General features: G+C 67.8%; 23 protein-coding genes. All 23 read left to right on the top strand.

The genetic code is table 11. From position 1 onward, the window contains the following. Positions 1-48 precede the first annotated feature (48 nt). The 23 genes from QM714_RS10835 to QM714_RS10725 all read left to right on the top strand — a co-directional run bounded on the left by QM714_RS10835 (position 49) and on the right by QM714_RS10725 (position 20735). Positions 49-906, top strand: a complete 858-nt coding sequence (locus QM714_RS10835) for a 3-keto-5-aminohexanoate cleavage protein (RefSeq protein ID WP_415100307.1) — start codon at positions 49-51, stop codon at positions 904-906. 164 nt (positions 907-1070) lie between these two features. Further along, on the top strand, positions 1071-1472 hold the full coding sequence (locus tag QM714_RS10830; protein ID WP_415100305.1) for a hypothetical protein: 402 nt from the start codon (positions 1071-1073) through the stop codon (positions 1470-1472). Between the two features lie 195 nt (positions 1473-1667). Next, complete coding sequence (locus QM714_RS10825; protein ID WP_415100303.1) at positions 1668-3314, top strand: DUF4012 domain-containing protein; 1647 nt, start codon at positions 1668-1670, stop codon at positions 3312-3314. A gap of 219 nt (positions 3315-3533) precedes the next feature. Next, positions 3534-4226 (top strand): AAA family ATPase, encoded by a 693-nt coding sequence (locus QM714_RS10820; protein ID WP_415100301.1) that lies wholly within the window; start codon positions 3534-3536, stop codon positions 4224-4226. Then, positions 4201-4857: a DUF234 domain-containing protein gene (locus tag QM714_RS10815; RefSeq protein WP_415100299.1), complete on the top strand. Its 657-nt coding sequence runs from the start codon at positions 4201-4203 to the stop codon at positions 4855-4857. The genes QM714_RS10820 and QM714_RS10815 overlap by 26 nt, the downstream gene beginning before the upstream one ends. 362 nt (positions 4858-5219) lie before the next feature. Next, on the top strand, positions 5220-5657 hold the full coding sequence (locus QM714_RS10810; protein ID WP_415100298.1) for a hypothetical protein: 438 nt from the start codon (positions 5220-5222) through the stop codon (positions 5655-5657). Further along, positions 5654-6061, top strand: coding sequence for a cupin domain-containing protein (locus QM714_RS10805; RefSeq protein ID WP_415100296.1), 408 nt, complete (start codon positions 5654-5656; stop codon positions 6059-6061). The genes QM714_RS10810 and QM714_RS10805 overlap by 4 nt, the downstream gene beginning before the upstream one ends. A gap of 122 nt (positions 6062-6183) precedes the next feature. Further along, entirely contained in the window at positions 6184-7272 is a 1089-nt protein-coding gene (locus tag QM714_RS10800) for a substrate-binding domain-containing protein (protein ID WP_415100294.1), read from the top strand. A 66-nt stretch (positions 7273-7338) separates the two neighbouring features. Continuing rightward, positions 7339-8559, top strand: coding sequence for a sugar ABC transporter permease (locus QM714_RS10795; RefSeq protein WP_415100292.1), 1221 nt, complete (start codon positions 7339-7341; stop codon positions 8557-8559). Next, the gene (locus QM714_RS10790; protein ID WP_415100290.1) at positions 8552-9349 is read left to right on the top strand and encodes an ATP-binding cassette domain-containing protein; all 798 of its coding nucleotides are present in this window, start codon (positions 8552-8554) and stop codon (positions 9347-9349) included. Before QM714_RS10795 ends, QM714_RS10790 begins: the two co-directional genes overlap by 8 nt. A gap of 2 nt (positions 9350-9351) precedes the next feature. Then, entirely contained in the window at positions 9352-10221 is an 870-nt protein-coding gene (locus tag QM714_RS10785) for a sugar phosphate isomerase/epimerase family protein (protein WP_415100288.1), read from the top strand. Next, positions 10218-10973 carry an HpcH/HpaI aldolase family protein gene (locus QM714_RS10780; RefSeq protein WP_415100286.1) on the top strand — a complete coding sequence of 252 codons (756 nt, stop codon included), beginning with the start codon at positions 10218-10220 and terminating at the stop codon, positions 10971-10973. Before QM714_RS10785 ends, QM714_RS10780 begins: the two co-directional genes overlap by 4 nt. A gap of 17 nt (positions 10974-10990) precedes the next feature. Continuing rightward, a complete protein-coding gene (locus tag QM714_RS10775) occupies positions 10991-11911 on the top strand; it encodes an SMP-30/gluconolactonase/LRE family protein (protein ID WP_415100284.1) in 921 nt (306 codons plus the stop codon). 9 nt (positions 11912-11920) lie between these two features. Next, positions 11921-12940 carry a LacI family DNA-binding transcriptional regulator gene (locus tag QM714_RS10770; RefSeq protein ID WP_415100282.1) on the top strand — a complete coding sequence of 340 codons (1020 nt, stop codon included), beginning with the start codon at positions 11921-11923 and terminating at the stop codon, positions 12938-12940. A gap of 168 nt (positions 12941-13108) precedes the next feature. Further along, positions 13109-13612, top strand: coding sequence for an FABP family protein (locus QM714_RS10765; RefSeq protein ID WP_415100280.1), 504 nt, complete (start codon positions 13109-13111; stop codon positions 13610-13612). Between the two features lie 11 nt (positions 13613-13623). Continuing rightward, positions 13624-14118: a Fur family transcriptional regulator gene (locus QM714_RS10760; protein WP_415100278.1), complete on the top strand. Its 495-nt coding sequence runs from the start codon at positions 13624-13626 to the stop codon at positions 14116-14118. After that, a complete protein-coding gene (locus QM714_RS10755; protein ID WP_415100276.1) occupies positions 14118-15068 on the top strand; it encodes a YgfZ/GcvT domain-containing protein in 951 nt (316 codons plus the stop codon). The genes QM714_RS10760 and QM714_RS10755 overlap by 1 nt, the downstream gene beginning before the upstream one ends. Continuing rightward, positions 15068-15547 carry a VanZ family protein gene (locus tag QM714_RS10750; protein WP_415100274.1) on the top strand — a complete coding sequence of 160 codons (480 nt, stop codon included), beginning with the start codon at positions 15068-15070 and terminating at the stop codon, positions 15545-15547. Before QM714_RS10755 ends, QM714_RS10750 begins: the two co-directional genes overlap by 1 nt. Continuing rightward, positions 15544-16074, top strand: coding sequence for a hypothetical protein (locus tag QM714_RS10745; RefSeq protein ID WP_415100272.1), 531 nt, complete (start codon positions 15544-15546; stop codon positions 16072-16074). The genes QM714_RS10750 and QM714_RS10745 overlap by 4 nt, the downstream gene beginning before the upstream one ends. Positions 16075-16244: 170 nt before the next feature. After that, a complete protein-coding gene (locus QM714_RS10740) occupies positions 16245-17741 on the top strand; it encodes a polysaccharide biosynthesis tyrosine autokinase (RefSeq protein ID WP_415100270.1) in 1497 nt (498 codons plus the stop codon). Further along, the gene (locus tag QM714_RS10735; protein ID WP_415100268.1) at positions 17738-18019 is read left to right on the top strand and encodes a PqqD family protein; all 282 of its coding nucleotides are present in this window, start codon (positions 17738-17740) and stop codon (positions 18017-18019) included. The genes QM714_RS10740 and QM714_RS10735 overlap by 4 nt, the downstream gene beginning before the upstream one ends. 7 nt (positions 18020-18026) lie before the next feature. Further along, entirely contained in the window at positions 18027-19148 is a 1122-nt protein-coding gene (locus tag QM714_RS10730; RefSeq protein ID WP_415100266.1) for a PqqD family peptide modification chaperone, read from the top strand. Positions 19149-19727: 579 nt separating this feature from the next. After that, the gene (locus QM714_RS10725) at positions 19728-20735 is read left to right on the top strand and encodes a hypothetical protein (protein ID WP_415100264.1); all 1008 of its coding nucleotides are present in this window, start codon (positions 19728-19730) and stop codon (positions 20733-20735) included. Positions 20736-20758 lie beyond the last annotated feature (23 nt).

Raw genomic sequence — 20758 nt, 5'->3', positions numbered from 1 at the left:
CCGGGCACCCCGGCGCACCGGTCCGGGGCAGTCTGCCACGATGAGGCCATGTCCGAAGATCGCCGCGCTCCCGAGTCCGTCCCCGCCGACCGACTGCTCATCACCGTCGCCCCGACGGGCGCCGAGACGGCGAAGGCGGACTGTCCGCAGTTGCCGACCACCCCGGAGGAGCTCGCGGCGACCGCGATCGCCTGCCGCGAGGCGGGCGCGGCGATGATCCACCTGCATGTCCGCGACCGCGAGCACAAGCCGACCCTCGACCTGCCGCTGCTGCGGGAGTGGGTGGCCGCCGTGCGCGACAACACCGACCTGGTCGTCCAGCTCTCGACCGGCGGCTCGGTCCACGACCCGCTGGACAAGCGGCTCCAGGTTCTCGACGCCGAGCCTGAGTCCTGCTCGCTGACGATGGGGACGACCAACTTCGGCGACGACGTGTTCTCCAACCCGTGGCCGTTCATCACCGAGCTCTACCAGCTCGCCCAGGAGCGCCAGGTGGTGCCGGAGTTCGAGCTGTTCGACCTCGGCCAGGTGCACGCGCTGAGCCGGCTGCTCGACAAGTTCGGGCTGCCTGCCGGCGGTCGGGTCCACTGCGACTTCGTGATGGGCGTCCCGGGCGGGATGCCGGGGACGGCGGCGGCGCTGGTGGCCGGCGTACAGACCCTGCCCGACGCCGTCACCAGCTGGTCGGCCACTGGGATCGGTCGCACCACGCTGGCCGTCGCGCTGGCCTCGCTGTCGATGGGCGGGCACCTGCGGGTCGGGATGGAGGACGTGCTCACCATCAAGCGCGGCGTGCCGGTGGAGAACAACGCCCAGCTGGTCACCCGGGTCGCGGCGCTGGGCGAGCTCGCCCAGCGCGTTCCGATGAGTCCCGATGAGGCTCGGGCGTTCCTCGCGGTCAGGTAGCGGCTGGGGCGTTCCTCGGGCGGAGATGCGGCCCGTGACACCACCCCGTGACACCACCCGCGTCGCACTTTTCCGTATTGCCACGCGGGGGAGAGCCAGCGGCTACGATGTGGCGGGCACGCCCGCGCGCACTGTGGGAAACAATTCACCAAGGGGTCACTTCCATGAAGGTTCTGTCTGCAGCGTTGGTTTCGCTGACGCTGTTGTTCGGGGGTCTGACCGCCGCGTCGCCGGCGAACGCCGACCCTTACCCCCACTCCGTGCCGACCGTGTGCGTCGCCAAGCCCAAGCCGCGCAGCGGCCGAATCCACGCGGGCCGTCGTCCTCCGATGCGCTTCCTCGTCCAGGCCGGCGGTGCCCATCCGACGGCCAAGTTCGTGGTGAAGGCCAAGAGCGCCAAGAAGCTGCAGTGGAAGCTGCCGCGCACCTACCACGGCCACGCCGAGGTCTTCTTGCTGCGCAAGCTCCCCGTCGGCAAGTACACCATCCGCGTGAAGACTCGCTTTGCCGCCGACTCGGTCTACAAGAACTGCAAGACCAAGTACTCCCTCAAGGTCGTCCGCTGACCCTTCTCAGCCGTTCGTGAGCAAGCACTTCCGTGAGCAAGCATTCGGGAGCTCGCCGGGCGACGCGACCGCGCCGGAGGCGGCGTCCGTTCCTCCTCGTCGTGGTGTTGCTCGGGGTGGTCCTGCTCGCCGGGGCTGCCTGGTCGATGTGGACGGCGATCCGGGCCCGCTCGGATCTGCTCGCGGCCTCCACGAGTGCCACGGAGCCTCCGTGCCGCGCTGACGGACGGTGACCAGCAGCGCGCCGAGGCCGAGCTGGCTGCTTTACAAGACAGCGCCGACGCCGCAGCGAATCGCACCAGCGGCCTCACCTGGCGACTCGCCGAGCATCTACCTCTGCTCGGCGACGACGCGACGGCAGTCGCCCAGATCTCGACGGCGATGGCGGACCTCGGTCACCAGGGCCTGGCGCCGATCGTCGATGTAGCCGGCAGCCTCGATGCCGGCAGCTTCGCGCCGCGCGACGGCCGACTGCCGCTGGCGAAGATCAAGGGCCTGGCCGACCCGGTGACCCAAGCGAGCGAAGCGTTCACGACCGCCGACGAGAGGCTCGGCGTGGTCGACACCGAGCATCTGCTCGCGGCCGTCAAGACGAGGTACGACGACGTGGCCGGCCAGATCGGTGACGCCTCGACCACCCTGCAGTCTGCCGAACGCGCGGTCCAGGTGCTGCCCAGCATGCTGGGTGCGGACGGTGTTCGGCGCTACCTCCTGCTCTTCCAGAACAACGCCGAGATTCGCGCCACCGGTGGCATGCCGGGCGCGATGAGTGTGATCGACACCAACGCCGGCCAGATCTCCATGGGCGAGCAGATCACGGCAGGTGACTTCGCCGAGCTCGACCATCCGGTCCTCCCGTTGACCAAGGAGGAGCGGGCCCTGTTCGGCCCGCAGCTGGGCACCTACGCCCAGGACGTGAACTTCACGCCGGACTTCGCCCGCACCGCCGAGCTGATCGCCGCGCACTGGGCCCGCCGCGAGGCGGGCACCCCCCAGGCGGCGCATCCGCTGGACGGGGTGTTGTCGATGGACCCCGTCGCGCTGTCCTATCTGCTTGAGGCGACCGGACCGTTGGAGATCGACGGGGTCACGCTTACTGCAGACAATGCGGTCCAGGAGTTGCTCAACGGGACCTACCTCAGGTTGAGTGATCCGGCCGACCAGGACGCCTTCTTCCGCGACGTCGCCCGCGAGGTCTTCGAGAAGGCAGTCAGTGGTGCCGGCGACCCGGCGACGCTACTCCGGGCGCTGGGCCGCGGCGCCGACGAGCACCGGCTCCTCGTCCACTCCTTCGACAGCGCCGAGCAGGGCGTGTTGGCCGGCACGGCGGTCAGCGGCGACTTCCCCGCCGACCCGAGCGCCGACCCCGATGTCGCGGTGGCCTTCAACGACGCCACCGCCACCAAGATGTCCTACTACCTCGACTACGACGTCGACGTCACCGCCCGCAGCTGCACCGACGGCGCCCAGGAGCTGACCGGCCACCTGCAGATGGTGTCCAACGCGCCGAAGGACGCCGCCGACCTCCCCGAGTCGGTGACCGGCCCCGGTCTGTACGGCGTCCCGCGGGGCGCCCAGATCGTCGTGGCCGACCTCTACGGACCGATCGACGGCACCGTGACCGACGTACGCCTCGACGGCAAGCGCGCCGGCCAGACGATGCGCCAGTTCCAGGGGCGGCGGGTCGCCCAGGTCCCGTTGTACTTCGAGTCTGGCCAGTCGATCGAGCTCACCTGGACGATGACCACCGGCGCAGACCAGACCGGCAGCACCGACGTCTGGGTCACCCCCGGTGTCCAACCCGAGAACGAGTCCTCCCTCGCTCCCTCCGCCTGCCGCTGAGTCTGGTCAGGTCCGTCGGCGCGGTAGGGAGGACTGTGTCGCCCGTACGGCGACATTCCCTCACGGACAAAGATACTCTCATCAATGTTAGTATCATCAATGAGAATATCTCGGAGGTGAGTAATGTTCGTTGGCCGACAGGAGCAGTTGGCGCGGCTCGACGGGTTATTGCAGCGCGTTCGAGCTGACCAAGACGCCAAGCCCGGCAAGGCAGTCCTCATGCGAGGGCGACGGCGGGTCGGCAAGTCCCGCCTCGTCGAGGAGTTCGTCGACAGCATCGACGTGCCCTACCTGTTCTTCGCGGCCACGGGACGGCCGGTGCGCGACGAGCTGCGGTTGTTCGCCGAAGAGGTCGCGGCATCGGATCTGCCCGGGGCTGCGCTCTTCGCGGGCGTCGAGCTCACCGGCTGGGATGCGGCCCTCCGGTTGCTGGCCGCCGCACTGCCCGAGGACGGCAGTGTCGTCGTGCTCGACGAGATCCCCTACCTGATCGCCTCCGACGAAGGCTTCGAGGGCACCCTCCAGCGGGCGTTCGATCGCGAGCTGGCCCGCAAACACGTGCTGCTGATCGGCATCGGCTCCGACCTGGCCACGATGGAAGCGCTCGACACCTACGGGCGACCCTTCCACCAGCGCGCGACCGAGATGGTCATCCCGCCGCTAACCCCCGCCGAGGTAGGGGGAGCTCCTCGACCTATCGGCGGCCGACGCCTTCGACGCCTACCTGGTCACCGGCGGCCTCCCCCTGATCTGCAACGAGTGGCCGACCGGCATGCTGCTCATGGGCTACCTCGACCAAGCGCTGAGCGAACCCACCTCAGCGCTCCTGGTCTCCGGCGAGCGGTCGCTGGCGGCCGAGTTTCCCTCCGACGTGCAAGCACGCACCGTGTTGAGCGCGATCGGCAGCGGTGAGCGCACCTTCACCAACATCGGCCGTGCCGCGGGAGGCACTCCGCATGCGTCGCTCAGTCGGTCGCTGACGACGCTGGTGAGCAAGCGTGTTGTCGCCGTCGACGAGCCGTTGTCGACCCGGCCAGCGTCGAAGGAGAAGCGCTATCGCGTCCCCGATCCCTACCTTCGCTTCTGGCTCTCCTTCCTCGGCCCTCACCTCGACGAGATCGAGCGCGGACGTGGCGACCGCGTCCTCGCGCGCATCGGCAAGTCTTGGACCTCGTGGCGCGGGCGCGCGATCGAGCCCGTCGTCCGTGAAGCGATGGAACGGCTGGCGCCGCCCGTGCTCATCGGCGAGGACGATGTGCCAGGCGTCGTCGGCGGCTATTGGACCCGCACCAACAACCCGGAGATCGACGTCGTGGTCGGCGATCGCGCCCCGGTCGCGAAGCGCGTCATCGCCCTCGGCTCGATCAAGTGGTTGGAGAACGCGCCCTTCGACCAACGCGATCTCGGTGCCCTCCAAGCGCATCGCCTCCAACTGCCAGGCGCCGGCGTCGACACCCCGCTCATCGCCATCGCCCGGTCAGGCTGCACCGTCGACGGCGTCGTCCATCTGGCACCCGAGGAGTTGATCACCGGCTATGTGTGACTGCCAGTCATCGTGACGGTGGGCGGATGGTGAAGGTCCCCGGGGCGATTGGTGAAGGTTCGCGGGGTGATCCCGACAGGTTGACGGCGAGTGGAGTCGCGTAGATACCTGTGACACGCCCTCGAGAGCCCGCGACATCGTCCCCAGTGCTCCTGCCTGGCGCAGGCGAAATGTAACCTGTTACATGTATTGACATCGGTTTCAAACAGTGTGACGGTGGCTACATGAGGCAGTCAGTTCACGCGTTGATCGATCGTGTGGTGAGCCCGGCGCCCGATGCTGGACCCCGCGATGCGTTGGCGTGGAGATCCGCCCGTCTCGACTCGCGGACCTGTCATCTCCTCGCAGAGGTGCGCGCGGAGATGTCCTTCGAGGTGAGGGTTGCCGGTGAACACCCGCGAGGCATGCGCCTGGTCAACGTCGTGCGCGTTCCCGGCCTGGACGACTACTGCAGTGTGGCGTACGCCGATCGGCGCGATCGTGGATTTCGGATCGTCGAGCGGCTGTCGACCGATGGCTCGGTTGATCAGGAGTTGGAGATCACCCAAGACGATCACGAGTTCGTCGAGGGCGAGGTGCGGCGGTACCTGATGTACGGCGGGACGTATCTGACCGAGCCGATCGACGGCCGTTACTGGGCGCCGTCTCGCCGTCGCCTCGTCTGGTACGAGGACGACGTGCGCCTCGAGGTCGAAGGGGTGCTCGACGGCTTCACGACGGTTGTCCAGTTGCTCAGGATCGCTGATCGCTCCCGGCGGCTGACCGATCTCGATCTCGTGCCGAAGAGGTGTATGTGGTGAACGAGCCCATTGGCCCACATCTGATCAGGAGTGCGGAAGGCTTGCTCGGGCCGGTTGTGTCGGCGGCCGAGCGGTCGGTCATCGAGACCGCCCCCGGAGTGGAGTTGGACGGCCTGGCGGGAAGCTCGGTCTCTCTCGCAGTCGTGACCCTCGAACCTGGCGCGGTCGCCCCAGTGCATCGACATGCTCACGAGCAAGTCGGCATGTTGATCAGGGGTCAGATGACCCTGACTGTCGCCGGCGAAACCTACGAGATTGGGCCCGGCGAGGGATACGTCGTGCCCTCCGACGTTCCGCACGGTGCCGCCGCTGGCCCGGAGGGTGCGGTTGCGGTCGAAGCCTTCGTTGCCCCGGTCGGATACCACGCGTCTGCTCTCCCAGAGCCTCCTGACGACGCGACATAGCCCCTCACACCTCAACCACTCCGAACCCACTGGACGCGCCCGAGCGTTCACTCACGAAAGGCGGCAGCGCCGTGCCGGATCAGAACAACAGCGGTTCCAATCCCTCCCGGTCCTCTCGACCGGTGCACTGGGAGGACCCCCGCGGCTTTGCGGCCGCGTCCAGTCCGTTCGGTGTGACGCCCACTCGCCGAGGTCTGCTCCGCCTGACGGCAGGTGGTCTTGTCGGTGGTGCGGTCGCATGGACGTTGGCCGCGTGCGCCAAGGACTCTGGGGGCAGTGGCGGGGGATCCGGAACGACGAAGACCGTTGCGTTCTTGTACGACGACTTCGGCAACCCGCGCTACCAGAAGGGCGACGTCCCCGGCTTTACCGACGCAGCAAAGGACCTTGGGTTCGAGACCGTCATCCAGGGCGTGAGCAACGACGAGTCTGCGCAGGCCAGCCAGGTCACCCAGGTCCTCACTCGGGGGATCGACTGCCTCGTGCTGGCCGCGACCAACAACGACACTGCGCCACGACTGGTCAAGGAGGCTCAGAGCTCGAATGTCCCCGTCATCTCCTACAACACCTTGATCCTCAACGTTCCGCTGGCGGCCTACGTCGCTCGCGATTCGACCCAGGTAGGTGTGGATCTGGCGACTGCTGCCGTGGATGCGGTGCCCGAGGGGAACTACATCCTCGTTCTCGGCGACCCCAGCTATGACGTGGCCCGTTCCAAGGCCGCCGGGAAGATGCAGGTCCTCAAACCCCTCATCGACTCGGGGAAGATCACGATCGTCTCCAAGCAGTGGAACACCGGATGGAGCCCGGACTCGGCCCAGAAGCAAGTCGAGCAGGCACTTACCAAGGCCGACAACGATGTCCAGGCGGTGCTGGCGAGCAACGACGGCATGGCGCTCGGAGCCTTGGCCGCGTTGAAGGCGCAGGGGCTGGAGAAGCAGGTCTTCATCACTGGCGAGGACGCGGAGCCGTCCTTCATCGACCAGTTCGAGGACGGCATCCAGGGCGTCTCCAACTGGACGGTCTACGACAAGATGGGTCGCTCGGCTGCCGAGGCGGCTGCCGCTGTGATCAGCGGCAAGACGATCACTGCTGAGGGCACCGTGGACAACGGTGACGGTGAGGTGCCTTGGTTCAAGGCCGCGACGATGAACGTCACCCCGGACAACGTCCAGCAGTTCCTATCCGACTACCCCTGGTGGGGCAAGTAGGCCGCCGGCAGTCGAACAGTGAGGCTCGAACACCAGTGACCCGGCTAGCAATCGCCCAGGAGCAGCATGCCTGACGGAACAACGGTCCCCCAGGTAGTCGTCGAGGGGACAGCCAATCCTGACGCTGACGACATCGGAGGTCACCTGCCTCGAGCGCGGCGGAGGCTCAACGCCGGGAGTGCCCGCGAGGTCGGTCTTGCTGTCGCGCTCCTGTTGGTGTGGATGGTGTTGCAGAGGACGACTGACGGACTGTTTCTCACTCCCCGGAACCTCAGCAACCTCAGCATCCAGTTCTCGGTCACCGCGATCTTGGCAGTGGGCATCGTCGTCGTCATGACGGCCGCCGAGATCGATCTCTCGGCCAGTGCGACGGTCGGCCTGTGCGCCATTCTCGTCGCGCGCCTCACCACCGACCACGGTCTCAACGTCTGGGTGGCGATCGCGGCAACCTTGGTGTTCGGCCTCTTGATCGGCGTCTGGCATGGCGTGTGGGTGACCGTGGCGAACGTGCCGTCGTTCATCACGACGCTTGCAAGTCTCCTCGGCCTGGGCGGCCTCGCCCTGGTCATCACGGACGGGCAGACCACGGTGGTGCCGGACTCCTTGACCTTTGTGGCCAATCGCTACCTACCGAGCTGGTCGGTAGCGCTCCTCGGCGTCGTGGTCACCCTGGCGGTGTTGGCCTTGCGGTGGCGTGAGCTGCGACTGCGCGAAACGGTCGGCATGGACCGTCGGGCGGGCACGACGGCCGTCGTCCCCGTGCTCGTGACCGCCGGGATCGCGACGTTCGCGATCTACGTGTTCGGGAGCTATCGGGGGCTACCGCTGCCGGTCCTGATCCTGGGCGTCGTGGCTGGCGTCGTAGCGTTCGTGTTGCGGTTCAGCGTGTTCGGCAAGCATGTGGTGGCCGTCGGCACCGACCCGGAGGCCAGCCGCCGTGCCGGCATCCGGGTGCGGTGGATCCGCACCGCTCCCTTTGTCCTGATGGGCCTGCTTTACGGGGTGGCCGCGCTCATCTTCGTGTCTCGGTTGGGCGGCGCGCCCGCTCAGGGCATGGTGGGCGAGGAACTCAACGTCATCGCGGCCGCCGTTCTTGGCGGCACCAGCCTGTTCGGTGGCGTGAGTCGAATCGGTGGCGCTGTCGTCGGGGCGTTGCTCATGGAGAGCCTGTCGAACGGCATGGTGCTGATGAACGTCAACTCGTTCTGGCAGAGGGTCGTGGTGGGAGCGATGCTGCTCCTTGCCGTTGCGGTCGACGTGAACCTGCGGAGGCGCAGCAATGGGTAGCCAACGGATCGGCGAGGTGGTCCTCGAAGCAACGGGTGTCAGCGTTCGGTTCGGCGCGGTCCAAGCGTTGCTGGACCTGGACTTCCAGGTGCGAGCGGGCGAAGTCGTCGCACTGGTCGGAGACAACGGCGCCGGCAAGTCGACTTTGATCAAGGTGCTGTCGGGCGTGCTGCAGCCCGACGAGGGGATGCTGCAGCACCGTGGCAAGCACGTCACCCTGAGCGATCCCAGCGAAGCCCGTGCGCGAGGCATCGAGACGATCTATCAGGACCTGGCGTTGATCGGCTCCCTCGATATCGCGAGCAACCTCTTCCTCGGTCGGGAACGACGCCTTGGCGGCCTGCTTGCGCCGCTTCGCATCGCCGACGACCAGTCCATGGCGCAACGCACTCAGGAGCACCTGGCCGACCTCGGGCTCCATCTGCCAAACGTCCTGCGGCTGCCAGCACGAAGTATGTCTGGCGGACAGCGGCAAGCAGTCGCCATCGCCCGGGCTTCTGCGTGGGCAAGCGACGTCCTGATCATGGACGAACCCACGGCCGCGTTGGGCGTCGCGCAGTCCAACGCAGTGCTACGCCTCGTCAAGAGGATCGCCGAGCGGGGCGTCGGCGTGGTCCTGATCAGTCACACGATGCCGCACGTGATGGCGGTCGCCGACCGAGTCGTCGTCCTGCGCAGGGGCGCGAAGGTCGCCGATCTCGCGCGACCGGATGTGACCCCCGACCTGCTGGTCTCCCTGATCGTCGGATTCGACCCGGATTCGCCTGACGTCCAAGAGTTGGTGATCTAAGCGTGAATGCGTTCAAGTACTCCTTCAACACTTTGTGCTACCTCGACGAGGATGTCGTAACAAGCATTGCGCGTATCGCGGATTGCGGGTACGACGCCATCGAGCTGGCCGGGGAGACAGAAAGATACGACATCGACGTGGTCCATCGGGAGTGTGCGCGTCACGGAATCGTGGTCAGCTCGATCTGCTCGCTCTTCAACGAGCAGCGCGACTTTTCCCATGCGAACCCCGAGCGACGCATGACCGCCCTCAACTACGTCAAGGAGATGGTCGACTTCGCGGCCGCCGTCGAGGCGCCGACCGTCATCGTGGCACCCACCGCTCTGATGCGAACGACGCTCAGTTCGACGATCAAGAAGGAGCGGGACTGGGCCCTTCAGGGGCTCTACGAAGCCGGCAAGTACGCCGAGCGTCGCGAGATCCAACTGACGATCGAGCCTTGGAACCGCTACGAGACCTACTGGCTGCATCGCCTTGAGCAGGCGGTCGAGTTGGTCGAGGAGCTCCAAATGGAGAGTGTCGGCGTGATGGGCGACACCTTCCATATGAACATCGAGGAAGAAGATGTCGCGGGGGCCATCCTCCTGGCCGGTGCACGCTTGAACCATCTGCACGTGGCCGACTCGGCACGATTGGCGCCCGGAACGGGCCACCTCGATTTGGAGCCCGTGATGGAGGCGCTCGTCGAGATCGGATATCAGGGGTTCGTCACGTTCGAACTCATCCCGAATGTCTCCGAGCCATTCGAGTGGCTCCGAGCGGGCCATGGTGGCGAGTTCAAGGACCCCTACACGCGTCAGTCGATCGAGCACATGATCGGCATCGAGGGGCGGTTGGCCCTCGACCCGTCCTCGGCGGCCGGGGTGTCATGAGACATCTCCGTGAACTCATGGGGGACCGGGAGTCCTCGATCGGCGTCTTCGTCACCCTGATGGCTCCCGGCGTCATTCAGGTCCTCGGAAGTCTGCGCGACCATGGTGTGGACTGGGCCCTGATCGATGCCCAGCACTTCCCTCTGAGTTCCGAAGGAATGGCGGAGCTCGTCGGCGCCGGGCTTGCCGCCGACCTTCCCGTGATGGTCCGCGTAGGGCGTGATGACATCCGAGGAGCTGCCCTGGCATTGGATCTCGGTGCCCAGGGTGTGGTCTTCCCCGTGGTCAGTTCGGCCGCACAGGCTGCCGGGCTGCTGACCGCTTGTCGCTACCCACCGTCCGGGACGCGCAGTGTCGGTGGTCTGCGCGGCCACCTCCGACCCAACGTCTCGGAGCCCGACCCCGTCGTCTGTTTCAACATCGAGGACCGCGCTGGCGTTGACGAACTCGACTCGATTCTGTCGTTGGACGGTTTGGATGCCGTCTTCCCTGGTCCGGTCGACATCGCCCGTTCCTACGGCGTCCCCGTCAGCGCCCCCGAAGTCGAGTCCGTGCTGGCGCAGATCGAGGAACAGGCGCGTCTGAGAGGAGTGGCTCGGATGGTGTACGCCGACCAGGTCGACACGGCTCGGGCCGCGGTCGACAGGTCGGCCGAGCTGATCGTCCTCGGGACGGACTACGGGCTGTTGCAGCGCCAGATTGCGGACCTGTTGACCGGAGTGGCTGGCCGCCCGGGAGCCGGTCCAGCGTGAGAAGCGAGGAGATGGGTGTGAGTGTCAGTTTCGAGGCCGAGAGGCTCGCCGACCTGGTTGATCCTGAGCTCGTGGTCGAGGCTCTCGCTGACGGCTTCTCGCTGACCGAGGGCCCGGTTTGGCATCCGTCCGGCTTCCTACTGTTCAGCGAGATTCCGAGCAGCTCGCGCATGAAGTGGTCGGGGTCGGGTGGGCTGGAGACGGTCGAACACCCCACCAATCGTGGGAACGGGATGGCGTTGGCGCCCGACGGGACCCTGGTGGTCTGTGAACACGAGACCAGTTGCATGGTACGGCTGACTCTCGCCGAGGACGGATCGACGGTCACTCGCGCGGTGCTGGCGTCGCACTACGGAGATGACGAGCTGAACTCACCCAACGACGTGGTGGTGCGTTCCGATGGCACCGTGTTCTTCACCGACCCGACGTACGGTCGCATTCACGGGTGGGTCGGCAAAGTGCGCGAGCCGGAGCTGAGCGTTCGCGCGGTGTACTCGATCTCCGAGGACGGTGATCTCCGGCAGCTGGCGAGTGACTTCAACCAGCCGAATGGACTGTGCCTCTCGCCGGACGAGTCCTTGCTCTATGTCAACGACTCGGCTGAGTACCACATCCGGCGATTCGTCATCGAGGCCGACGGGACTCTGAGCGGGGGCGAGGTCCTGATCGCCGGGCTCGGCGATCCGGACGAGACGGAGCGAGGCTTCTGCGACGGTATGAAATGCGACTCGTCGGGCAACATCTGGGTTACCGGCCCGGATGGGGTCTGGGTAGTGGACTCTGTGGGAACCCTTCTCGGCACGGTGGGTACCCCTGAGCAGGTTCACAACCTCACCTGGGGAGGCGAGGAGTTCAATCAGATGTACCTGATGGGATCCTCGGCGATCTACCGCTTCGAGACGAAGACGACAGGGGCTCATCGAGCCAGGTCGATCTAGACTCCGGCTGTGCCACGGTCTACCACCGCGAACTCCGCCACCATGCGGGATGTCGCCGAGCGAGCAGGCGTGTCGGTTGCGACTGTCTCTCGAGTGATCACCGGTGCCGCCAAGGTCCAAAGCGACCGGCGGGCGCGGGTTGAGGCCGCGATGCACGAGCTGGGCTACCAGCCGAACCACCTGTCAGCGAATCTCCGGAACCAGCGCGTTCGGATGATCGCGACGGTGGTGTCCCAGATCGACGACCCGATCGTCTCAGAGCTCGTGCAGGCCATTCAGCGAGCAGCAAGCCAGGCGGACTACGGCATGCTGCTCTGCACGACTGGAGATGTTGCGTCGACGGAGGCCGACCAGCTTCGCGGGTTGGCCAGGCAGCGCGTTGCCGGGGTGGTCCTTCGCTCCTGTGATCCTGCAGCGCCAGAGATCTCCGAGTTGCTCGATCTGGGGATTCCAGTGGTGGCACTTGATCGCACGGTGAGAGATCGGAGGGGCGACGCTGTTGTCATCGACCACGTCGAGGGCGTCAGGCGCGCTACCCAGCACCTCCTGGAGCAGGGGCATCGACGCGTGGGCTTCGTCGGTGGTTCACGCGATATCGAGCCAGACGCGCTGCGGTTGGTGGGCTATGAGGCCGCGATGCGGGAGGTCGGGCTGGATCCGATCACGTCAGCGGAGTCCTCGCGGATGGGGGGAGGGTGGCTCGGCGCGGCGAAGATGCTCGACCGCCATCGCGACTTGACGGCGCTGATCGCGGGGAATGGGCAAGTGGCCCTCGGGGTGCTGGATACCTTCAGGGATCGTGGCATCCACGTGCCTGACGACCTCAGCCTGCTGGTCGTGGACGATCCGTTCTGGTGCGGTCTGGTCGAACCGAGGATCACCACCTTCGCAGCACCGGTCCAGCGGGTTGGAAGCAGCGCGGTTCGGCTGCTCATGCGGCGATTGGAGAACCCGACCGCTGGTCAGCGGCAGGTCGTTCACGAGCTCGAGCTTCGCGAGCGGCGCTCGGTTGCAACTCTCGCGGGTTGAGAGGCCCCTGTTGGCGGAACCCCAAACTCGACGGATCGAGGTCGAAGGCGCGGACCGAGGTCGAAAGCGTGGGGGGATGGTGAAGGTCCCCGGGGCGATTGGTGAAGGTTCGCGGTGCCGCTGCCGACACGTCGGCGGGGGGTGGAGTCGCGTGCGAGACTTGGCGGCATGCCCTTCGAGATCCCGGAGAACATCCATCCGCAGTGCGCGCGGCTGGCGTGGCTGATCGGGACCTGGGCGGGCAACGGGCACGGGGAGTACTCCACGATCGAGCCGTTCCACTACGGGCAGGAGCTGATCTTCCAGCAGGACGGTCGCCCGTTCATCCACTACTTGAGCCGGTCCTGGCTCGTCGACGAAGAGGGCAACTACATCCGTGAGGCGGCCCAGGAGACCGGGTTCCTGCGTCCGCAGGAGGACGGCGGCCTGGAGATGGTGCTGTCGCACAACCTCGGGATCACCGAGATCTGGGCCGGCGAGATCCACCCCGAGCAGCCGCGCTTCGAGATGGCGACCGACGCGGTCGCGCGCACGGCGACGGCCAAGGACTACTCCGGCGGCACCCGGCTCTACGGCCTGGTCAACGGTGACCTGCTCTATGCCTTCGACATGGCCGCGATGGGTCAACCGCTGCAACCGCACCTGCACGCCCAGCTCGTCCGACAGCGGTAGACCGAGTGACGATGATCGACCAGAGCACCGACCACACCGACAACACCGGGGCTACCGACTTCGCCGCCCGCCTGCGTGACCGGGGCTACCGGCTCACCGCGCAGCGGCAGTTGATCCTGCGCGCCGTGGAGCGGCTCGGTCATGCCACGCCGGACGAGGTGCTCGAGGCGGTGCACGAGGAGGCGAGCGCGATCAACGTCTCCACGGTCTACCGCACGCTGGAGGTGCTCGAGGAGCTCGGCCTGGTGCGGCACACCCACCTTGGTGACCGGGCGCCCACCTATCACTCCACCGTCGAGGGCGAGCACTTCCACCTGGTCTGCCGCAACTGTGGCCGGGTCACCTCGGCCCACCCGGAGGTCGCCGACGGTCTGGTGAAGCGGCTGGAGGCCGAGCTCGGCTTCGTGGCCGACATCGGCCACCTCGCTGTCTTCGGCCGCTGCGTGGACTGCGAGTCGGATCCGATCGGCCACGAGCACGGCCACGAGCACGGGGAGGGGCACTGATGTTGGACCTGCCTGGCGCGGTGGCGGCGGACGGCCGCGATGCCGGTGTGGCCGCGCACTACGGCTCGTTCAACGTCGAGCAGCGTCGACTGGTCGCCGGCGAGGGGTTCGTCGACCTCTCCCACCGCGACGTGGTCCGCGTGGCTGGCCCTGATCGGCTGGATTGGCTGCACAACCTGACCACCCAGCTCTTCACCGGGCTCACCCCAGGTGTCTGGACGACGGCGCTGATCCTCAGCCCGCAAGGCCATGTCGAGCACGCCTTCACCGGCGTCGACGACGGGGAGGCCTTCACCGCACACACCGAGCCGGGCGCCGGGGCGGCGCTGGTCGACTTCTTGGAGAGCATGAAGTTCATGACCCGCGTCGAGGTCTCGCTGGTGACCGACGAGGTGGCGACGGTGTGGCGGTCCGGGGGCTCGACGGACTCGACCGATGCGAGCAACGGGACCTATGAGCTGATCCCGCGGGCGGAGCTGACGTCGTACGCCGAGCAGCACGGCCCTGCCGCCGGCCTGTGGGCTTTCGAGGCGCTCCGGATCGCGCGGGGCGAGCCACGGCTGGGTCTGGACACCGACGCCCGGACGATCCCCAACGAGGTGGGTTGGATCGACCGAGCGGTGCATATGGACAAGGGCTGCTACCGCGGCCAGGAGACGGTCGCCCGAGTGCACAACCTCGGCCGGCCGCCACGGCGGCTGGTCTTGCTGCATCTGGACGGCTCGGTGGTGACGCTGCCGGAGCTGGGCAGCGAGCTGCGGCTGGGGGAGAAGGCCGTCGGCTTCGTCGGCAGCTCGGCGCGCCACTTCGAGCTCGGCCCGATCGCGCTCGGCCTGGTCAAGCGCAACGTCCCGGTCGAGGCGGACCTGGACGCCGGTGGCATCCCCGCCGGCCAGGAGGCCCTGGTCGATCCCGAGGTCGGGTTGCACTTCCGGGCGGTGCGCGGCTGATGCGCACGTTGCTGCGGGTGGGGCTGTGGCTGGCGTACGCCGTCTACTTCGTCATCGTCGCCTACCTGGTCTGGAATCCGGAGCCCGCGGTGCCGTCGTACGCCGTTTGGCATGTGACCGACTGGCTCGGGGTGGCGGGCATCTCGGTGCCGCCGCAGTATGTCGAGTTCGGCCTCAACGTGCTGATGTTCGTGCCGATGAGCCTGGTCGGCAGCTTCGTGCTGCCACGGCTGCGGATCGCCGACTGGGTCCTGGTCGGCTTCGTCGGGAGCTTCGCGATCGAGATGGTGCAGCTGCTCTTCCTGCCCTCCCGCTCCGCCGACCCGAAGGATGTCGTCTCCAACACGACGGGCGCCCTGGTCGGCGCGATCATCGCCTGGGTGCTCGTCCGGATCTGGCGGTGGGGACACCCGACCAGCCCGGCGCAGCACGCGAACGGGCGCCAGGTGGCGGCGCCGCCGGTAGCGGAGGCCCGGTGACGCTCCAGATCTTGGTCGTCTGCGAGGGCAACATCTGCCGATCGCCGATGGCCGAGCGGCTGCTGGCGGCGACGCTAGTCGGCCACGACGTCGAGGTGCGCAGCGCGGGCACCCGAGCCGTGGTGGGCCGTGGGATGAGTGAGCATTCGGCCACCGAGGTGACCGCGCGCGGGGGAGACGCGGCCGGGTTTGCGGCCCGCCAGGTCACCGAGCAGATGGTGGCCGAGGCCGACTTGATCCTCGTCGCGACCCGTGACCTGCGGACGACCACCCTCGAGCTCGCACCACGCGCGATGAAGCGAGCCTTCACCATCTTGGAGTTTGCCGAGCTGGCCCGGCAAGCACCCGACGTGCTCACCGGCCAGGAGCTGGTCGCCTGGGCCGCCGACCACCGGCCGCTGGCGGCGGACGTCGACCAGGACGTGCCGGACCCCGTCGGTCGCCCGCCGGAGGTCTACCGCCAGGTGGCCGATCTGGTCGAAGGAGCCGTCAGCCCGATCGCCACCGCGCTGGTCGAGGTGAACTGAACCACTAGGGTCGAACATCTCCGGCCACGCGTCCGCGGCGGGGGTGGCACGTCTGATGACGACCCGGAGGTGCGGCAGCCGGATCTTCTGGACTTCCTGCCCAGACAGCGCAGGCCGGTTAGTCTTTACCTTCGGCGGCCGTGGGCGGTCGCGCGAAGGCGAGGACATCGATGGAACTGCGGGACTACCTGCGCATTCTGCGCGCCCACTGGCTGGGTGTGCTGCTGATCCTCCTCGCCGCGCTGGCCGCCACCGCCGCCTACACGTTCACCCAGCCGAAGGTCTACGCCGCCAACGCCAACGGCTTCGTCGGCACTGGTGCCGCGGAGAACCCGGCGCTGGGCTCGGTCAACGACCAGCTCGCCAAGTCGCGTGCGACGTCGTACGTCGACATTGCCAAGAGCCGCGCGACCGCGACCGAGGTCGCCAAGCAGCTCGACCTGGACACCGATCCTGCCTCCTTGGTGCAGCAGATCGACGTGCAGCAGCCCGAGGACACAGTGCTCATCAAGATCACCGCCCGGGACTCCACGCCGCAGGGCGCGCAGGAGCTTGCCGACGCCTGGGTGCAGGCGCTGGCCATGCAGGTGCAGGCCATCGAGGATCCGACGAAGTCCGGCAAGGACGGCATCTTGCGGGTGATTCCGATCGAGTCCGCCGAGCTGCCGAGCACGCCGATCTCACCCAACCCGACCCGCAACTTCGCGCTCGGTGCGGTGGCCGGGCTGCTGCTCGGGCTGGGCTATGCGCTGGTCCGCAACACCCTGGACCGGCGACTGCGCACCCCGGAGGCGGTGGAGTCTGCTTTCGGCGTCAGTGTCGCCGGCCTGGTGCCGGCCACGCCGGCGCTGGGACGCAAGACCGGCGAGCGCGCCCAGCTCGTCGTCGAGCCCGCCGCCGCGCGCGGTCGTGAGGGTCCGGCCTCCGAGGCGTTCAAGAAGCTGCGCACCAACCTGATGTTCATGGACGTGGACAACCCGCCCCGGGTCATCGTGGTGACCAGCCCGCGGCCGAGTGACGGCAAGTCGACGGTGGCGGCGAACCTTGCCGGCGCCATCGCCATGGGCGGCCAGCCGGTTGTGCTGGTGGATGCGGACCTGCGCCGCCCCACCATCGCGACGTCGTTCGGCGTCGCGGAAGGCGTCGGGCTGACTGATGTCCTGGTCGGCCGGATCGACGCGGAGGACGCGCTGCAGCGCACTCAGGAGCACGAGCTGCTCCGGGTTCTCGCAGCGGGAAGGATTCCGCCCAACCCCAGCGAACTGCTCGGCTCCCGGGCAATGCGAAGCCTGGTCACCGAGTTGTCGCAGGACGCCCTGATCGTCCTCGACGCCCCCCCGCTGCTGCCGGTCACCGACGCGGCGGTGCTGACGGCGAACTCCGACGGCGCCCTCATCGTGATCTCGGCGGGCAAGACGCTCGACACCGAGCTCGGCACCGCGCTCTCCCACCTGGAGGCGGTGAAGGGCCGCGCGCTGGGGGTGATCTTGAACAAGACCCCGCGCAAGGGCTTGGGTGGCTACGGCGACTACTACGGGGAGTACTACGGTGCCACCACCCGTGGCGGCAAGCGCAAGCGCAGCGGGAGCGGGAAGTCCAACGGCAAGCCCGGTGGTAGGTCCAACGGCAAGTCGGGCCAGCAAGCGCCTGACGCGAGCGCGGCGTGACCCAGCCGGTGACCAGGTGGCGCCGAGCCGAGGAGTTGGCGGCGGTGGAGTCACCGAACCGGTTCGCGATCCTCGATCTCACCCACCTGGACCGGCCGCCGGTGATCTTGGCGGACACCGCGGCCGCGATCTGGCGTCACCTCGTGGAGCCGGTCAGCGAAACGGATCTGACCAAGATGTTGGCGGAGGAGTACGCCGTCACGCCGGCCGAGGTCGTCCCCGCCGTTGCCGACTTCCTTGCTCGACTCGGTGAGCTCGGCCTGGTCCTCGCGGAGTGAGCAGCCGGTGACGACACGCGTGCTGGTCGAGGCCCTCGGCGTCGTGGTGGCGGTCGACGTGACCGAGGCGGAGGTGGCGACACGGTTCCGTGCGGCCTGGGTGGCGTCCCTGGCGGAGGATGGCGCCGAGCCGGACGTCGTCATCGACGACAGCGACCTGCCCGGGCGTGAGGCCGACGCGCTCTTGGAGCTGCTCACTCAACGGGTCACGATCGAGGCGATCGGGGTTCGCGCGGGCGAGCTGTTGATGTTCCACGCCTGCGCATTGGCCAACCCGGACACCGGGGCGGCCGTAGTGATGGTCGGCCCGTCCGGGATGGGCAAGTCGACGCTGTCGATGACGCACGGCACTCGCTGGGCCTACGTCACCGACGAGACCGCAGCGATCGAGGACGACGGCACCCTGTTGCCCTATCCCAAGCCGCTGTCGATGGTGGGTTCGGGCACGGTCAAGGAGCAGGTCGCCCCCGAGGCCGCTGGCCTGACGGTGGCGTGCGCGCCGCTGCGGGTAGCCGCAGTGCTTCTCCTGGAGCGAGACCCCGGCGTCACCGCCGTCCAGGTGACCGAGGTGCCACCCGCGCAAGGCATCGCCCTGGTCGCCGAGCACACCTCCTATCTGGCCAAGATGGACCGACCCCTCGCCCAGATCGCTGCCCTGCTGCGCTCCACGGACGGTCTGCGTCGGGTCAGCTACGCGGAGGCTCGCGACCTTGCGCCACTGCTGGAGGAACTGCTCACGCAACCGCTGGCCGAGCCCTCGTTGGTCGAGCCCGTCGAGACCTCACCGGGCTCGACAAGCTCGCTTGGCGAGGCCGAACCGACTGCGGAGGACCAGCGGGACGACGGGGATCGCCTGATCAGCGCCATCCGTCGGACCGTCCTCGACGAGCACACCGAGGACGGCGAGGCGGTGGTGCTCCTCCCGGATGGACACGTCCTCGCCCTGTCGCCGCTGGCGTCCACGGTGCTGGCCGCGCTGGCTGACGGGCCGCAGACGGTCCCGAGCATTGCTGCCATTCTGGCGGCCGAGTTCGGCGCCCCGCCCGACGGCGACACCGAGGCCGCCACCCTGGCCGCCCTCACCTCGCTGGCACAGGCGGACCTGATCCGCCTAGACCCGCCTGGTTAGTGATCAGGAGTGTCGCGCCGGCCTGCTTCGGCGGGATCAGCCGCGCCGCCGCCGTCTGTGCCATGGGCACTGGATGAATGACGGATCGTGAGTGATCTAGTGCCTTGTCGCGGCCAAAGGGCGGGATAGGGCGGCGTCCAGGCGCGTGCATCGCAAGGCGCCGGAGCGAAGCCATACCGCTGTTGTCTTGCGAGCGACGGCAACGCGGCGAGGTGCGTGCCTGGGGGTCGCGGTAGACCGTGAATTGGTTGCGACAGGGCACTAGGGCTGTGGCAACCAGGCGTAGTCACCAGGACCGGCTCTCACCGCGCGCCGGGCTCGCGCACCGCGAGCATGAGCTGATCCGGTCGGCCACGCGGGTCCACGCTCAGGGATCGCGGATCAGGGGCCGGTAGCCCGCCTGCACCCGCCGCTGTGGCCCGAACGGACTACTCGGTGTGCCTGCTGGGATGCTATTTACCTTGTTCGCCTGTGGGTCCGCAGCGGCGCTGTTAGCGTCTCCGACGCCTGGTGACCCACTCGGGTGGACCCACCGTCTCGGGGCAACCACTCATTTCGCCTCACCTACCGAGGATCACCATGTCCACACCCGGCTGCGCACGCGACGATGCTCGCGGCCTGCGCACGATGGCCAACCGGCGCACGATCCTGCGCGCCGGCGTCGCCACCGCATGGGCGGTCCCGGTTGTCCAGCTCGCCACTGCAGCGCCAGCGCTCGCGGCGTCGAGTAGGCAGCTGACCATCACCGCGTCCATCGTGTCGTGGAGCAACAGCTCCATCAGCGGGACGTTCAATCTGCAGGTCACGGTGAAGAACACCGGCACCGTCTCTGCGGTCGTCTCCACGGTGACGCTGTCCTTCCCCAGCGGCTGGAGCTCCAGCAGCACCATCCCGGCAAGTGGCTGGAGCCGTACGCCGACCGGGAACTCGACGACCCACGTCTTCACCCCGAGCTCGACGATCACGCTCGCGGCGGGGGCCACTACGTCGTTCACCACCACTGTCGACCCGCAGACCAACAGCGTCGTGGGCGCCGGCACCTATGTTGCCGACGGTGCCGGGCTCACCGTCAGCGGCACGTCGTCGACCTCTGGAACCGTCGTCGTACCCACGGTGATCGACATCCCGGGCCTCTACCCGAACATCGTGATCAGCAACGGCTCGGCGTCCTGGGTCCGGAGCGGCGGCAACTACTATCTGTCGGCCACTGCGACCGTCACCAACCGGGGGCGGACGGCTACCGGCGATCTCGACGTGATGGGCACCGTCGACGGGGTCGGTTCGTCCACCGGCACCGCCACGAACGTCACTGCTGGCTGGACGTTCCGCACTACGCCAGACGTCCACTACGAGCGGACGGGAAGCGAGCTGGCCTCCGGCCAGTCCGTGTCGTGGGGGAGCACCCGCCAGATGACGGGGACCGAGGCCGGCACCTCCGGCACGCTCAGCTTGACCGCTCGGGACAACGACAACGGCAGTGCGATCGTGACCGACCTGGACATCACCGTGCCGGGCTCGTCCGCTCGGGTCGCTACCGGCAAGGGTGAGCAGGACAGTGCCAGCGGCAAGCGGAGCGCGAGCTTCTGACGCACCCGCCGGGCCGCGGCGAC

This window comes from Nocardioides sp. (assembly GCF_047602075.1).
Lineage (GTDB): Bacteria > Actinomycetota > Actinomycetes > Propionibacteriales > Nocardioidaceae > Nocardioides.
The sequence above is the reverse complement of the archived record's forward strand: the minus strand, read 5'-3'. Positions and strand labels throughout refer to the sequence as shown.